Source organism: Fructobacillus sp. ESL1129, from assembly GCF_058507945.1.
Window position 1 is genome coordinate 78,632 of the sequence record NZ_CP196668.1, and the last position, 16,151, is coordinate 94,782.

Below are 16,151 nucleotides of genomic sequence, written 5' to 3' on the forward strand. Positions count from 1 at the left end.
CATGGACTTTACAATCGACGAGACGCAGGCATCAACCGGCGCGGTAATTAAGGTCATCGGTGTCGGTGGTGGTGGTTCAAACGCCATTAACCACATGATTGAAGATGATATCCAGGGAGTGGACTTCATCGTTGCAAACACGGATGTTCAGGCACTTGACAAGTCCGCTGCTAAGCAAAAGATTCAAATTGGTCCTAAGTTGACCGGCGGCCTTGGAGCTGGCTCAAACCCTGAACGTGGGGCGAAAGCGGCTGAAGAGTCGACAGAAGAAATTGAGGCGGCCTTAAAGGGCGCCGACATGGTCATTATCACTGCTGGTATGGGTGGTGGAACTGGTAACGGTGCCGCACCAATCGTGGCAAAGATTGCCAAGGATATGGGGGCTTTGACCGTGGCCGTTGTGACTCGCCCATTCGCATGGGAAGGCCCTAAGCGTTCCAAGTATGCTACTGAAGGATTACAGGCACTCTCCGAACAAGTTGATTCCCTCGTCGTGATTACGAACGAACGTCTGAAGGATCAAATTGACTTGAAGCTACCAATTATTGAAGCTTTCCGCGTTGTTGATGACGTTGTCGCACAAGGTGTTCGAGGAATTTCAGAGTTGATTACGAACCCTGGTTTCATCAACTTGGACTTTGCTGATGTGAAGACTGTGATGGAAGATGCGGGACCAGCCCTCATGGGTGTTGGAACGGCCACCGGTGAATCACGTGCTGTTGACGCAACGCGCTCTGCTATTTCGTCACCGCTACTCGAAGTTGATATGACGGGTGCTTCTGAAGTGTTGTTGAACGTTACCGGTGGTGCTGATTTGTCCGTCTTCGAAGCCCAATCGGCTGCGGACGTGATTAACCAAGAAGCTGGACGTGACGTGAACGTTGTTTTCGGAACTTCTGTTGATATGGATATGAACGATGCCATTCGTGTCACAGTGATTGCCACTGGCTTGCAGGATGGTAAGAAGGGCCCCGTTATTCACCAAGCGGCAGCTAAGAAAGAAGCAACTGCTGCACCAAAGGATCAAGAAAATGCTCAATCCGGTTTATTTGCACGAACAGCCGGAAACGGTTCAGAAGCATCTGACGCTAAGAATGATCCGTTTGCTGATTGGGACATCACGACGAAGCAACAAGCCAAGCAAGATGATAAGCAATTTGATGGCGTTCAAAAGCAAGCTTTTGACCCCATTGAACCAAAGAATCAAAATATTGATCTTGACTTATCCTCAGAAGATGACGACCAGCCACCTTTCTTTAAGAAGCGCTAAGAAGGAGTAATCCATGGCTTTTGATAAAATTAAAACACTCTTTTCTGGTGATGATGATTATTACGATGAAGAGTATGAAGAAGTGCAAGAACAAGAACCTGTTGCCAAGCAAGCAAAGCCAATGACAGCGGTCAAAAAGCAAGCCAAAACGGTAGCTAACCAGGGAAACGTTGCCGGTTCATCCACACGCATTGCGCTGTTTGAACCAAAGGTTTACGCTGATTCTCGTGCCATTGCATCACAGGTAATCGAAGGGGACGCCGTGATTGTTAACTTCTCCCAACTGGAAGAAGAACCTGCACGCCGAATTTTGGATTATATTGGTGGTGCTGTATACGCTGTCGATGGTTCGATGGAACGAATTGGTGAAAAGATTTTTCTATTGACGCCTTCTACCTATGAGGTGGCTGGATCAATGAGTGAAAACTTGGATAACCAATCGCGGTATTAATATGGCTTTATCAATTATTTTTATCGTTTTAGGTTATGCGATTCAGATTTATTCTTACGCCTTGCTGGTTTATATTCTGATGTCTTGGTTCCCTGGTCTTTACCATACTTGGTTTGGAAGGGAGCTCGGTAAAATTATTGAACCTTACTTAGCTATTTTTTCATTTGTTAAACCACTTGGGATTTTTGATTTTCGTCCTTTAGTGGCCTGGTTTGGTCTGCAAGGTTTGCTCTATTTGCTGGCTTATGTCAGCAATCTGGTGAGCTAATATGTCAGAAAATCAAGCAGTGGCCCAGCACTTCGATGATGAAGAGCGGGCCTTTGTTGCACAAGTACTTGATTGGTTAACACAGGCTAGTCAGGATTATCAGCTTGTTTTGACACATTTTTTAAACCCACGAGAACGACACATCGTTTCAATCATTGTTGGCGACCGAACGGATATCCAAGTTCGCTCTTATGGTATTTTTGACCGGGCTGAAAAGAAACGACTGGTCATTGCACCCGAATTCTTCGAAGTTGGTCGTCAAGATTTTGAAGAACTGCTTTTACAGATTCGTTTTGCCAAGAAGTTCATTAACTTACGCCATAAGGATCTACTCGGGGCTTTATTAGCCGCAGGGATTAACCGAAGCGTGATTGGTGACATTGTCGTTGATCAGGACCTTGGGTTAGCTCAGCTCGCTGTGGAGAAAAGTCATCAAATTTTTTTGACACAGACTGTTGATCAGATTGGAAAGGCCAAGGTCCATTTTGAACAAGTGGCTGATTCAAAGGCACTTGTGCCCGCTGTCGACGAGGAGGAACGATTTGTTTTAATTCCTTCTTTACGTCTGGATGCTGTGATTGCTGCTTGCTTTGGTATTTCACGAACGCAAGTTAGTGAGATGATTAGCAGGGGGTTTGTTAGCGTTAATTGGGTCAAAAATGACGACGCTAGTCGTCTAATGCATCGTCAAGATGTTGTATCAGTTCGAAAATATGGTCGAATTCGTTTACAAAGCTTGGCAGGGCAGAGTAAAAGGGATAAAATAAAGGCAGTTTTTCAAATCATTCACCGTTGAGTAGAATGATATAGAGAGGGAGACAACATGGCATTAACACCTGATGAAATTTTGAATCATGAATTTACCCGAAAGGGATCACGCGCTTATGTCGCCCGTGAAGTCGACTCATTCCTTGATGAAGTCAATAATGATTACCGGGCAATGATTGTTGAAAACGAAGAGCTGAAAAAGCAGATTCGTCAGCAGCAAGAAAAAATTGACCAGTTAGAAGGACAAAAGGATCAAGTGAATGAATCCATTCTTTTTGCCCAATCCGCGGCCTCTCGACTTCGTTCTGAAACGGAAGAGGAAGTGAAGATTCAGCTTGAAAAGGCACAACAAGAAGCGAAGGAAATTGTTGAAATGGCCCGTAATGAGGCAGAAGCAGAGTCACGACGTTTGGCGCAAGAAAACGTTGATTTAATTGACGAACAAAACGAACTACGTTCACACGTTGATTCCTTTAAGCAGTCCTTCATCCAATTAATTGATGAGCAAAAGGCCCTTTTGGAAAAGGATGAATTGGCGAAAGCCGTTGAGTCCTTGCCTGCTTCTGCTTTGTCAAACAAGGTCCTCGAAGAAACCGAAGAGTCGTTAGACTTACCAACTGATTTAACGGACATTCCTGACTTTGCTAAGGGACCGATTGAACCAGCCGGCAACGAAACGGTTAGTATTAGCGCAGAAGAAGCCAATGCGAACTCTGAAAAGTCTGCGGACCCAACGGTTGTTGTCTTCCCAGAATCAGAAGAGAAATAATTATTAAAGCGTGAGACGCGCATCACCTTAACATTGTAAGCGAGCCATGTCTGGTGGAAGATGGCCAATCCCTTAAGGTGGGGTATCACTGACGCAATTCCAGATCTGAACGAAGTAGGTTCTGGCGAAGGGCAGCCCGTTAGAGCTGCGTTGAGCACTGGTTTCACCAGTGAAAGAATAGGTGGTACCACGTTCATTCGTCCTGTTTACCGATGAGGTAGACGGGGCTTTTTTATTACAATTGATTAATAAAGGAGAAAGTTCATGAAGTACAAAGAGACATTGAACCTTGGCAAGACCGCTTTCCCAATGCGTGGTTCGTTACCTAAAACGGAGCCAGAACGTGAAAAAGTTTGGTTTGACGAAGACCTATACGGTCAACGATTGGCGCAAAATGAAAAGAAGCCCCATTTTAACCTCCATGATGGCCCACCATACGCCAACGGAAACATTCATCTGGGACACGCTTTGAATAAGATCACAAAGGATATCATAGTTCGTTTCAAGAACATGTCTGGCTTCTACGCACCATACGTTCCTGGCTGGGATACACACGGCTTGCCAATTGAGCAACAATTGACGAAGGCAGGCTACGATCGCAAATCAATGCCAAAGGCAAAATGGCGTAACTTGGCCAAGGACTTTGCCTTGGAACAAGTGGCGAAGCAGAAGAAGGACTTCAAGCGTCTTGGGGTTTTGGCGGACTGGGACCATCCATACATTACTTTGCAGCCGGAATACGAAGCAGCGCAGTTGCGTGTCTTTGGTGAGATGGCTAAGAAGGGTTATATCTTTAAGGGAGCCAAGCCGGTTTACTGGTCATGGTCATCTGAATCTGCTCTGGCCGAAGCCGAAATTGAATACCATGATTTGAAGTCAACGTCACTCTTTTACGCAAACCGTGTTAAGGATGGTAAGGGTGTCTTGGACAACGATACCTATCTCGTGGTTTGGACGACAACGCCATTTACGGTGACCGCTTCACGGGGTGTGACGGTCGGACCTGACTTTGACTATGTAGTAGTTAAGCCAGCTGGTCAAGACAAGAAGTACGTAGTGGCGAAGGACTTGCTTGAAACAGTGGCGCCGAAGTTCGGTTGGGAAGACTACGAAGTGCTCGAAGAGCACAAGGGTTCTGAACTTGAAAACATCACGGCCTATCACCCATGGGACAAGGACGTCGACGAAGTCGTTATGGTGGGTGATCACGTTACCCTTGATTCTGGAACTGGCTTAGTCCACACGGCGCCTGGTTTTGGTGAAGACGATTACAACGTTTCTAAGCCATACGGCTTGGAAGTGGCCGTGACGGTTGATGAAAAGGGAATGATGACCAAGTCAGCAGGACCCGACTTTGAAGGCCGCTTTTACGATGACGTTACCGGAACGGTGATTACCAAGTTGCAGGAAGCTGGGCTTTTCTTGGCTAAGGAAAGCATTACCCACTCCTACCCATTTGACTGGCGAACAAAGAAGCCAATTATCTGGCGTGCCGTTCCCCAATGGTTTGCTTCCATCGATGGCTTCCGTCAAGAAATTTTGGACCAGTTGGATAACGTGAACTTCTATCCTGCATGGGGTCAGAAGCGTTTGCACAACATGATTGCCGGTCGTGGGGACTGGGTCATCTCACGGCAACGTGTTTGGGGTGTTCCATTGCCAATCTTCTACGCGGAAGATGGAACCGCCATTTTAGATGCCGATGTAATTGAACACGTCGCTCAATTAGTTGCAAAGCACGGATCAAACATTTGGTTTGAAAAGGAAGCTAAGGAACTCTTGCCAGAAGGGTACACAAACGTGCACTCACCAAACGGTGTTTTCAAGAAGGAAGAAGACATCATGGATGTTTGGTTTGACTCTGGTTCTTCTTGGAATGGTGTCTTGCGTCAACGTCCAAATTTGGATTTCCCAGCTGACCTATACTTGGAAGGGTCTGATCAGTACCGTGGTTGGTTTAACTCATCATTGATTACCTCTGTTGCCGTTACGGGGCAGGCACCTTACAAGAACTTACTTTCCCAAGGGTTTACGTTGGATGGTAAGGGGAACAAGATGTCAAAGTCACTCGGTAACACGATTTCTCCTGCAGAAGTCGGTGACCAGCTCGGGGTTGAAATCCTCCGTTTGTGGACCATTACCGTTGATACGTCACAGGACATGCCGGTTTCGCAAGAAATTTTGAAACAGGTGGCCGATTCATACCGCAAGATTCGTAACACGATGCGTTTCTTGTTGGCCAACACGTCGGATTTCAATTACGCTAAGGACGCGGTCCCATTTGAGAAGCGCGAAGCACACGACAAGTATGCAACGATTGTCTTGAACGACTTGATTAAGGGGATTGAAGAGGCGTACGCTAATTACCGCTTTAACGATGTTTTCTCAAAGTTGATTAACTTTATTAACGTTGATTTGTCAGCCTTCTACTTGGATGTGGCCAAGGATGTCGTTTATGTGGAAGCACCTGACTCTAAGCAACGTCGTTCAATGCAAACGGTTTTCTATGAAACCGTGCAGGCTTTGACGAAGTTGATTTTGCCAGTCTTGCCACACACTGCTGAAGAAATCTGGACGTACTTACCAGACGATTCGACAAAGTTTGCCTACTTGCAAGATATGCCAGAGGCCAAGGAATTCCCAGAAGCCGATGATATCAAGTCAAAGTGGCAAACAATCTTTGCCATCCGTTCAGCGGCCAACAAAGCCATTGAAATGGCTCGTGAGGCGAACTTGATTGGTAAAAATGCAGAAGCAGCGATGACTTTGTATTTGTCAGATGAACAGTTGGCGACCGTCGAAGCCCTTGGGTTGGATCTCCGTTTGATGTTGATGGTTTCGCAGTTAGATTTGAAAAAGTCGAGCGAAGCTCCTGCTGATGTACCAAGCTTTGATGGCGTTCAAATTCAAGTTGAAAAGGCTCGTGGTGGTTTGTCACCACGTGACCGTCGCTACCACGAAGATTTGGGAGCAGACAGTGCTTTCCCAGAATTGGCAGCATATGAAGCAAAGATTGTTCGTGACTTTTACCCAGAAGCTGTTGAAGAAGGTTTTGAAAAGTAAGTATTTTAACGTTTTTTGCTAAAATAAAACCAAAGTTAAAAGCATGTCAAGTAATTTTACTTGACATGCTTTTTAATGTCTGGCATACTATAACTTGTAAAGAAATACGGAGGAAATTATTCATGGCAGTTAAAATTCGTTTGAAGCGCATGGGTGCTAAGAAGCGTCCTTTCTATCGTGTAGTTATTGCAGACTCACGTTCACCTCGTGACGGCCGTTTCATTGAAACGGTTGGAACTTACAACCCAATTACGGTTCCAGCAGAAGTTAAGTTGGACGAAGAAAAGATTATGGGTTGGTTGCAAAACGGTGCACAACCTTCTGACACAGTTCGTAACTTGTTGTCAAAGGCCGGCATCATGACTAAGTACGCTGAATCAAAGGCTGGCAAGAAGCCTGCTACTAAGAAGGCCGCTGCTAAGCCAGCCGCAAAGAAGGAAGCCGCTGCTTCATCTTCAAAGCCAACGACTAAGAACACTGTTGCAGAAATCAAGGAATACTTGGATGCAGCCGGTGTTAAGTACCCATCATCAGCTAAGAAGGCTGACTTGTTGGAATTGGTATAATTAAGTGATAAAAGAACTACCTTTCGGTGGTTCTTTTTTCTTTTGTATGTACACTAGCAGAAGATAAGCTGAACTGCTTTTGACAGGAGGAGTGGCGAATAATTTGCTATAATAGACGGTATGGAAACTGAAAACTATTTTAAAATTGGAACCATTGTCAATACCCACGGGATTCGTGGCGAGCTAAAGGTAAAAGCCATTACTGACTTTGGCGAAACCCGTTTTGCAAAGGGAGCCAAGGTTTATCGCCTGGCAGATGGAAAATATCACGAAGAAACCATTGAGAAGGCCCGTGTCCATAAGGGGATGTGGTTGCTGACTTTTAAAGGGGTGACCAACATTAATGAGGTGGAAGCCTACAAGGGGCAAGATCTTTTCGTGGCGGCCGAAGACCGAGAAGACCTGGACGATGGGGAGTATTACTACTCTGATATTATCGACTGCACGGTTCAAGATGAAAGCGGTCAAGTGATTGGTCAGGTCAAAGAAATCATGGAGACCGGTGCTAATGATGTTTGGATTGTGAAACGACCAAAGGGCCCAGATGCCCTAATTCCGGTAATCGCTGATGTTGTGAAAGATGTGAATATAGCGGATCAGGTCATTACGATCGATGTTTTGGAAGGATTGTTAGATTAATGAAAATTGATGTCTTATCACTTTTTCCAAAGATGTTCGCCCCAATGCAAGAATCAATCATCGGGAAGGCCATTGAACGAGGAGCTTTGTCTTTCAACGTGACGGATTTTCGTGACTATACGACCAATAAGCACAACAACGTGGATGATTATCCATTTGGTGGTGGTGCGGGTATGCTCTTAACGGCCCAGCCGATTTTTGATGCCATTGCTTCAATTAAGGAGCGGGATGAGACGCAGTCTGCTGGCCACGTGATTCTATTGGATCCTGCAGGGGCTAAGTTTGATCATCAGGTAGCAGAACGTTTGGCTAAGCATGATCACTTGACTTTTATCTGTGGCCATTATGAAGGCTATGATGAGCGGATTAAAACACTTGTGGACGAGGAACTGTCGTTGGGCGACTATGTCTTGACTGGTGGCGAACTGGGCGCCATGGTAATGATTGATGCCACGGTTCGCTTCTTACCCGATGTCCTTGGTAATCGTGAATCAGCCAGTGGCGATTCTTTCCAAGATGGTCTCTTGGAATACCCACAATATACTCGTCCGGCCGATTTTCGTGGGATGCGGGTGCCGGATGTTTTGATTTCTGGTAATCATCAGAAGATTGCGGACTGGCGTTTAAAAGAATCTTTGAAAAAGACGTACTTACGCCGACCAGATTTGCTCGAAAATCGCCAATTAACCAAGGAAGAGCGTGATTTGCTCGACGATATTAAAACAGAGTTGGCGGAAGAGTAAAGCATTCGTCAATAGGGAGATTGAAAGATGGAATTAGAATTCTTAGGGACCGGATCCGGTCAGCCATCAAAATTTCGAAATGTTGCCAGTGTCGCCCTTCGCTTGCTAGATGAGCGAAATGCCGTCTGGCTCTTTGACGTGGGTGAAGCAACCCAACATCAGATATTAAAGACAACGATTCGACCACGGAAAATCGAAAAAATCTTTATTTCTCACCTACATGGGGACCATATTTTTGGGTTGCCTGGTTTACTTTCTTCCCGTTCGTTTCAAGGAGCAGACCGGAATGAACCCTTGACCATTTATGGCCCTAAGGGTCTTCGTTCCTTTATTTCTGCTGCCTTACGTGTTTCTGAAACGCACCTCTCTTACCCCATTCACTACGTGGAAATTGAAGAAGGGGTCATCTTCGAAGACGAAACTTTCAAAGTCATTGCGGCACCGCTGCGGCACCGCATGGAGTCGTGGGGATTTCGTGTGGAAGAAAAGCCCCATCAAGGCGAGCTACTGATTGATAAAGTCAAAGCGGATAAAATCCCGGCTGGTCCGGTCTACGGACAATTGAAAGCCGGTGAAACGGTTCAGTTAGCAGATGGTCGGGTGGTAAACGGGAAAGACTACTTGGGACCTGAACAACCCGGTCGAGTGATTACCATTATTTTTGACACCATGCCCTCAGACAGTGAGTTGGCATTAGCCAAGGGGGCTGACGTTCTCGTTCATGAAGCAACCTATGGCATGTCGAAGGAAGAAGGAAAAATGGCCCGGGCCCACGGGCACTCAACCTCAAGAGACGCTGCCAACCTTGCGGTGAAGGCTGGTGCAAAGAAACTTGTCTTAACGCATATTTCGGCGCGTTACATCGGCCCGCTTCTTCAACGCTTCATTGGGGATGTTCACCATGTGTTTGGTCAGGCCTACGTTGCTCGTGACCTGGACGTGATTGATGTGCCATTTGAAAAGGAGCAGCATGACTAGAGAGTGGCAGGTGCTGGCGCAGCCAGACGAAAAAAAACGCCAACAATTACAAGAAAAATTAGGATTAGCGCCAGTTACGGCTGGTTTTTTGGTTCAAAAGGGAATTGACACGGTCGAAAAAGCGGAAGCTTTTTTGCACCCAACTTTTTCCCAACTACATGATCCTGCCGAGTTTTACCAAATGGATCAAGCCGTTTCGCGTATCCAGGAGGCTGTTTTTTCGGGAGAGACCATTTTAGTTTATGGCGATTATGATGTGGATGGTCTGACCGCTACGACCATCATGACGGAGGCGCTAGTTTCCCTCGGTGCTGACGTCGTTCCCTACATTCCGAACCGGTTTACGGATGGCTACGGGCCTAATCAGGCAGCTTATGAACGCTTAATTGAAGAAACGGGTGCTAGCTTAATTATCACGGTGGACAATGGTGTTTCAGGTAAAGAACCGATTGCCTGGGCGAAGGAACAAGGGGTTGACGTGGTGGTCACCGATCACCACGCCTTACCAGAGGAACTACCAGATGCCGTTGCCGTGATTCATCCACGGCACCCGGAGGGTCAGTATCCCTTTGGTGACTTATCTGGCGCAGGGGTCGCTTTCAAAGTCGCCCAGGCCGTCTTGCAAGACGGTATGCCAGCCGAAAGCCTAGCGGATTTGCCAACTGAATTTTTTGACCTAGTGGCCATGGGGGCAATCGCCGATGTGGTGTCATTGACTGATGAAAACCGTGCCTTTGTCATTTGGGGATTGAAGGAAATTGAAAAAAATCCACGACCAGGCTTAAAGGCCCTCTTGAAGTCTGCTAAACAGGCCAATGGCGCAGCAGTTCTCTCAGAAACCGTTGGGTTTAAAATTGCGCCACGGCTTAACGCTGTAGGTCGTTTAGGGGATGGCTTTCTAGGCATGAAATTGCTGCAGACAAAGGATGAGTCTGAGGCAAAAGCCCTGGCCAAACAGATTGAAGAACTAAATGATCAACGAAGAGAATTAGCCGATCGTGTTTTTGACGAAGCAAAGAGCCAGGCCGAACAACCTGAAATGGCAAACCAACCGGTGTTGCTGATTGCTGGTGAAGACTGGCACCAAGGCGTATTGGGCATTGCTGCAGCACGCCTGACAGAGCTATTTGCCAAGCCAGTGGTGGTGATGACTAAGGTTGATGGCGTTTATAAGGGGTCTGGTCGTTCGTACGGTGACTTTGATTTGCATGCTTTTTTGGCAGCGTTTGCTGATGATTATGCTTCCTTTGGTGGTCATGCAGGGGCCTTAGGAATTGCGATTGCAGAGGATAAGCTCACCGAGGTTCGACAAAAGATTAAGCAGGCGGGGGCTGACTTGCGTTTTGAAGAGGCGCCGTTGCCAATCAACCTTGTCATGGAACCCAGCCTGTTAACCAAAAACTTTTACGATGATTTGGTTTTGCTAGAACCGTTTGGTCAAGGCAATTCACAGCCCGTGATTGGCTTGAAAAACGTACCCTTAACAGGGGTGCAAGCCTTAGGATCTGAAAAAAAGCACCTAAAGTTAGCCTTTAATGGGGGCCGTGGTCCCGTGGAGGCCTTGGCTTTTAATCGTCCTAAACTCGTGGCGCAGGCAACTGATGTAAAACGTGCAACGATGGCGGGAACAGTTGGTTTGAATCATTTTGCTGGTCGAACAAGGCTACAATTAATGCTTGAAGATGTGACCTTTGAGGAGCAAAAACCTGAGTCTGAACCGGCTGTCGTACCCAAAAGAGCAGCTGTTAATAATCGGGCTAAGACGACTTTTAACGCGACAAAAGCGGATTTTACTCGCATCTATAAGTATTTGTATGGACATCAAGAGGAAAACTTGGTCGAAGGTCTTGATCAGGTCCTGATTGATGTGACCATGCAGGAAAAAGAATTTAAATTAATGATTCAGGTCTTTTTGGACCTCGGTTTTGTTAAAATGGAGACGGGCCGGATTCTTTGCGTGAAGCAAGAGGGGAAACGGTCGCTGTCTGAATCGCTTACTTACCAACGTTATTTTGCCGGTTAAACCGGTATGAGGAATTCTAATGACTAAGATTGATTTGCACGATTATGTGGCTTCTGTTAAGGATTATCCTGAAGAGGGTGTCACTTTTCGTGATATTTCGCCCCTGATGGGCAATGGCCAGGCTTATAAAGAAGCCATTGACCAAATTGTTGACTTTGCAAAAGATTTAAACGTCGATTTAATTGCTGGACCTGAATCACGTGGCTTTATTGTTGGTTCACCACTTGCTTACGCTTTGGGGGTTGGATTCGTTCCTGCACGTAAGGTTGGTAAACTGCCACGAAAGGCCGTTTCAGCTTCTTATACGTTGGAATATGGTGGTGTAAACGAGCTAGAGATTCATGAAGATGCCATTAAACCAGGGCAGCGCGTTTTAATTGTGGATGACTTGCTGGCTACTGGTGGCACAATCAATGCCACTCGTAAGATTGTTGAAGAGCTCGGTGGCGTTGTGGCTGGTGTTGCTTTCATTATTGAATTAGAAGCCTTGCACGGGCGTGAAAAAATCATGGAAGCCGGTCAAGTACCTTTCTTGGCTTTGATGGAATACTAAATCCTGTAAAGTCACAGGGAGGGGAGTCTTGATGACTTTAGCAATTACAATTATCATTGTGTTAAACACCCTGTTTGCCTTAATTACTGTTTTTAGAGAACCACGGGATATTGCGGCAACCTGGGCATGGATTTTGGTTTTGACCCTAATTCCTGTTTTCGGATTTGTGCTCTATTCGTTTGCCGGTCGAAAACTACCTGCGAGACGATTGTTTGCTTATCAGGGACAAGATGCTAGTGAAATGCTTCGTCGCATCCGTCAACTAGTTAATGAAGGACCTGGTCCGTCAGTTGATGAAGAGGTGGCCAAGTTGCCACGGTCAGCCCAATCATTGGTGACACTCTTCCAACGAATTAACCAGACACCACTGGCGACGAATAATGAAGTGCAGGTAATGACTTCAGGTCAGGACTTTTTCGAACGGTTGAAGCGTTCATTACGTCAGGCACAAGAAAGTATCAATCTTGAATTTTATACCTTTTACTCAGATGAACTAGGGCATGAAATTCGTGATATTCTGATTGAACGGGCGACGGCCGGTGTTCAAGTCCACGTGCTCTATGACTCACTGGGTTCAGCTGGAACAACGGCCAGATTTTTTGCACCCTTGCGGGCAGCCGGTGGGCATGCCGTTCCTTTCTTAAAACGTCGCTTCAACCTGATTAACTTTCAGTTGAACTTTCGAGATCACCGGAAGATTGTGGTTGTCGATGGTCGAGTGGGCTTTGTCGGTGGCTTTAACATTGGCGACCAGTATTTGGGTCGTAAGAAGAAGTTTGGTCACTGGCGTGACACCCACCTAAAGATCAAAGGGTCAGGTGTCTATTACCTGCAGGCGCATTTTCTGCTTGACTGGAATGCCTCGGCTTTAAAAAAGCCAATGAATGTATTGGATGAACAGTACTTTCCATCGTTGCCTAAGGAACGCCCAGGCAAAACGAATTTGCAAATCGTCACTTCGGGTCCTGATTCAGATGATGAACAAATTAAGATGGGTTATATCCGATTAATCCAATTGGCCAAAAAGCGTTGCTGGATTCAAACGCCCTATTTGATTCCGGATGATTCAACGATTGATGCCTTGCGAATTGCAGCTAATTCAGGGGTTGATGTTCGAATCATGGTTCCTTGCATGCCTGATCACATGTTTGTCTACCGAGCAACGCAGTACTTTGCTTCTCAGCTAGCCAAGGACGGGATTAAAGTCTATTACTACCAGAATGGTTTCTTGCACGCGAAGACAATGGTGGTGGATGACCAACTATCGTCGGTTGGTTCCGCTAACTTCGATTTTCGTTCTTTCAAGCTCAATTTTGAAGTGAATGCCTTCTTGTATGATGAAGGTATCGCCAAAGAATTAGTCGCTGTCTACGAAAAGGACATTCTCCAATCATCTGAACAGACGGTTGAAAGTTTTGAAGAACAAAGCCGTTGGTTGCGCTTCAAACAAGTTGCCTCACGACTGTTGGCACCAATCCTATAGATCAATAAAAAAAGCCCATGTGGGCTTTTTTTATTGGGCAAAATAGAGGGCGTCTTGGTAATCATCGAATGGTTGGTAGTGTTTATTTAACCGTTTGTCCTTCGTCAGTTGGGCCTTGGCCCAAAACGATTGGGAATTTGTATAGGGACCAGGTTCACCGATTACAATGAGGGTAAAAGGTAGTGCTGATTGTCGAAGAGCTTGTAAAATAGACCAATCACCCGCATTGCCATTTGGCCACCATGCCATTAAGAAAACGGGCAGAGAATCTTTTTTCCCCTGTTGAACCGCTTGTATCTCATTCATGACCCAGTCAAGTGCATCCAATTGTTCTACGGTGGTCCATGGTTCTGCCTGTTCAATGTCTTGTCCAACCCAATCCAAAGAATCCACAGCGACTGCGTGAGCACCAGCCGCTAGCAGACTCGCACTCAGTGCAGCGTTACCGGCTGCTAGTTCGACAAGTGGACGGCCAGCCAACCAGTCAGCAAGGTCTTGCACAAGGGTCTGATTTGGTAAGAACCATAGACCATATTCCTTAATTATGGTTTCGCGTAGTCCACCGAATGCCTGGTCTAGGGGTAGCAGGCTGGGGTCACGCATCAATTGTTTTTCTGAATAGAGAAGGGGAGGTAGCGGTGAGGCCGGAAGCCGTTGATTGGCCAGGTGAACGAGCGCCTGTGAAACGGCTTCGATTTGTGCTAGCTGCTTTGGCCTTTCCTGGTAGCGTGTTGTTAAATGATTTAATTCGTTTACCGTTAACAATTCGAACCTCCCGCAGTATGCAACGATTTTTGGTAAAGTAGAAACAGAGTTTATGACTAGGAGTTAGTATATCATGACAAATTTTAATTTAACCCATTCGAGTTGGGACCGGGCGATTCAACCGCTATTACCGGAAGGCTATCAAGAAGATGTCGAGCGTTTCTTAGCTAAAGTCTATGGGGAAACAAGCCCAACATATCCAGCACGTGACCGAGTATTTTATGCTTATCAAAAAACAGCCCTTTCCCAGACAAAAGTCATTATTTTAGGGCAAGATCCCTATCATCAACCTGGCCAAGCACAGGGACTGGCTTTCTCTGTTCCGGATGGCATGCAAACACCGCCGTCATTACGAAATATCTTACAGGAATTGGCAGACGATCTGGGTCAAGCCCGTTCACACCAAGATTTAACACCCTGGACGGAAGAGGGGGTCATGCTTTTGAACGCTGTTTTGACAGTTAAAGAGGGACAAGCCAATGCCCACCAGGGCATTATCTGGGAACGGTTAACCGATGCCACCATCGAAGCTGCTTCAAATGACGATTCGCCCAAAGTTTTCATTTTGTGGGGAGGTTTTGCACGTAAAAAAGCACGGCTCATTGATCAATCAAAACACTTGATTATTCAATCGGCTCATCCAAGTCCTTTGTCAGCTTACCGCGGTTTTTTTGGCTCAAAACCGTTTTCCCGCAGCAACGACTTTTTAAAAAAGTCTTATCTTTCGCCAATTAATTGGTTGAAGTAGCTTCATGAGCAGTGGACTTTGCTATAATTTAGACAGTAAAAACGTTAGAGGAGTAGTTAACATGGCCCTATTTGATGAATTAAAAGAGAAGATTCAAGACGAAAAGATTCGTTTAGTCTTTCCAGAAGGGGAGGACGCCCGCATTCAAGGGGCTGTCATTCGCTTAGCAGAAGAACAGTTGGTTGAACCGATTTTATTGGGTGACACAGCTGCCATTAATGAAAGTGCGGAAGCTTCCGGCTACAAGCTAGACAAAGTCCAAATCATCGATCCAGCAAAGCAGTCACCAAAGGAACACGAAGCCATGGTGATGGCGCTGGTTGACCGACGTAACGGCAAAACCGATGCTGAAACAGCTGCTAAATGGTTAAAGGACGTCAACTATTTCGGCACGATGATGGTGCAGATGGGCTTGGCCGATGGAATGGTTTCCGGAGCCGTTCATCCTACTGGTGATACGGTTCGGCCAGCCTTGCAATTGATTAAAACGGCAGCAGGATCGAAGCGAATTTCTGGGGCATTCTTCTTACAAAAAGGCGATCAGCGTTATGTCTTTGCTGATTGTGCGATTAACATTGAGCTCGATGCACCAACGATGGCACAGGTCGCGATCCAGTCTGCTCGTACCGCGAAAGCCTTTGGTGTTGACCCTAAAATTGCCATGCTATCCTTTTCAACAAAGGGTTCGGCAAAGGGTGAAATGGTCGATAAAGTCGTTGCAGCAACCCAATTGGCGAAGGAAATGGCCCCTGAATTAGCAGAGGTCATTGATGGTGAATTGCAGTTTGATGCCGCGCTTGTTCCGGCTGTGGCTGCAGCAAAGGCGCCTGGATCAAAGGTTGCCGGTCAAGCCAATGTCTTTGTTTTCCCAAGCCTTGAAGCGGGAAACATTGGCTATAAGATTGCGCAACGTTTGGGTGGTTTTGAAGCCATGGGTCCCATTTTGCAAGGGTTGGCCAAGCCAGTTTCTGACTTGTCTCGTGGTTGTTCAGAAGAGGATGTTTATAAGGTGGCCATCATTACGGCCATTCAGGCTCAAAATCAGAATTAAGACTGATTGAATC

Annotated in this window: 16 protein-coding genes; 15 read left to right on the plus strand and 1 reads right to left on the minus strand. The window is 46.3% G+C overall.

From position 1 onward, the window contains the following. The first annotated feature begins 1 nt into the window (after window position 1). The 13 genes from ftsZ to cls all read left to right on the plus strand — a co-directional run bounded on the left by ftsZ (window position 2) and on the right by cls (window position 13,574). On the plus strand, window positions 2-1,270 hold the full coding sequence (gene ftsZ, locus ACSYSL_RS00430) for a cell division protein FtsZ (RefSeq protein ID WP_056994985.1): 1,269 nt from the start codon (window positions 2-4) through the stop codon (window positions 1,268-1,270). A gap of 13 nt (window positions 1,271-1,283) precedes the next feature. Continuing rightward, a complete protein-coding gene (locus ACSYSL_RS00435; RefSeq protein WP_010691550.1) occupies window positions 1,284-1,721 on the plus strand; it encodes a cell division protein SepF in 438 nt (145 codons plus the stop codon). A gap of 1 nt (window position 1,722) precedes the next feature. Beyond that, the gene (locus ACSYSL_RS00440; protein ID WP_010691549.1) at window positions 1,723-1,989 is read left to right on the plus strand and encodes a YggT family protein; all 267 of its coding nucleotides are present in this window, start codon (window positions 1,723-1,725) and stop codon (window positions 1,987-1,989) included. A 1-nt stretch (window position 1,990) separates the two neighbouring features. Continuing rightward, on the plus strand, window positions 1,991-2,785 hold the full coding sequence (locus ACSYSL_RS00445) for a YlmH family RNA-binding protein (protein ID WP_491708696.1): 795 nt from the start codon (window positions 1,991-1,993) through the stop codon (window positions 2,783-2,785). Between the two features lie 27 nt (window positions 2,786-2,812). Then, window positions 2,813-3,526, plus strand: coding sequence for a DivIVA domain-containing protein (locus ACSYSL_RS00450; RefSeq protein ID WP_491708697.1), 714 nt, complete (start codon window positions 2,813-2,815; stop codon window positions 3,524-3,526). 264 nt (window positions 3,527-3,790) lie between these two features. Continuing rightward, a complete protein-coding gene (ileS, locus tag ACSYSL_RS00455) occupies window positions 3,791-6,589 on the plus strand; it encodes an isoleucine--tRNA ligase (protein ID WP_491708698.1) in 2,799 nt (932 codons plus the stop codon). 122 nt (window positions 6,590-6,711) lie between these two features. Then, window positions 6,712-7,155 carry a 30S ribosomal protein S16 gene (gene rpsP, locus ACSYSL_RS00460; protein ID WP_187753209.1) on the plus strand — a complete coding sequence of 148 codons (444 nt, stop codon included), beginning with the start codon at window positions 6,712-6,714 and terminating at the stop codon, window positions 7,153-7,155. Window positions 7,156-7,275: 120 nt separating this feature from the next. After that, window positions 7,276-7,794 (plus strand): ribosome maturation factor RimM, encoded by a 519-nt coding sequence (gene rimM, locus ACSYSL_RS00465; protein WP_010691544.1) that lies wholly within the window; start codon window positions 7,276-7,278, stop codon window positions 7,792-7,794. Next, the gene (gene trmD / locus ACSYSL_RS00470) at window positions 7,794-8,537 is read left to right on the plus strand and encodes a tRNA (guanosine(37)-N1)-methyltransferase TrmD (protein WP_010691543.1); all 744 of its coding nucleotides are present in this window, start codon (window positions 7,794-7,796) and stop codon (window positions 8,535-8,537) included. The genes rimM and trmD overlap by 1 nt, the downstream gene beginning before the upstream one ends. A 27-nt stretch (window positions 8,538-8,564) precedes the next feature. Further along, window positions 8,565-9,515: a ribonuclease Z gene (gene rnz / locus ACSYSL_RS00475; protein WP_491708699.1), complete on the plus strand. Its 951-nt coding sequence runs from the start codon at window positions 8,565-8,567 to the stop codon at window positions 9,513-9,515. Then, window positions 9,508-11,538, plus strand: coding sequence for a single-stranded-DNA-specific exonuclease RecJ (recJ, locus tag ACSYSL_RS00480; RefSeq protein WP_491708700.1), 2,031 nt, complete (start codon window positions 9,508-9,510; stop codon window positions 11,536-11,538). Before rnz ends, recJ begins: the two co-directional genes overlap by 8 nt. Window positions 11,539-11,557: 19 nt before the next feature. Continuing rightward, the gene (locus ACSYSL_RS00485) at window positions 11,558-12,091 is read left to right on the plus strand and encodes an adenine phosphoribosyltransferase (protein WP_010691539.1); all 534 of its coding nucleotides are present in this window, start codon (window positions 11,558-11,560) and stop codon (window positions 12,089-12,091) included. Between the two features lie 31 nt (window positions 12,092-12,122). Continuing rightward, on the plus strand, window positions 12,123-13,574 hold the full coding sequence (gene cls, locus ACSYSL_RS00490) for a cardiolipin synthase (RefSeq protein ID WP_491708701.1): 1,452 nt from the start codon (window positions 12,123-12,125) through the stop codon (window positions 13,572-13,574). 30 nt (window positions 13,575-13,604) lie between these two features. Here cls and ACSYSL_RS00495 read toward each other — a convergent pair whose 3' ends face one another. Further along, entirely contained in the window at window positions 13,605-14,339 is a 735-nt protein-coding gene (locus ACSYSL_RS00495) for a hypothetical protein (RefSeq protein ID WP_248656972.1), read from the minus strand. Window positions 14,340-14,412: 73 nt separating this feature from the next. On the opposite strand from ACSYSL_RS00495, the gene ACSYSL_RS00500 reads away from it, so the two are divergent. After that, complete coding sequence (locus ACSYSL_RS00500; RefSeq protein WP_010691536.1) at window positions 14,413-15,087, plus strand: uracil-DNA glycosylase; 675 nt, start codon at window positions 14,413-14,415, stop codon at window positions 15,085-15,087. Between the two features lie 61 nt (window positions 15,088-15,148). Beyond that, complete coding sequence (pta, locus tag ACSYSL_RS00505; protein ID WP_491708702.1) at window positions 15,149-16,138, plus strand: phosphate acetyltransferase; 990 nt, start codon at window positions 15,149-15,151, stop codon at window positions 16,136-16,138. The last annotated feature ends 13 nt before the right edge of the window (window positions 16,139-16,151 follow it).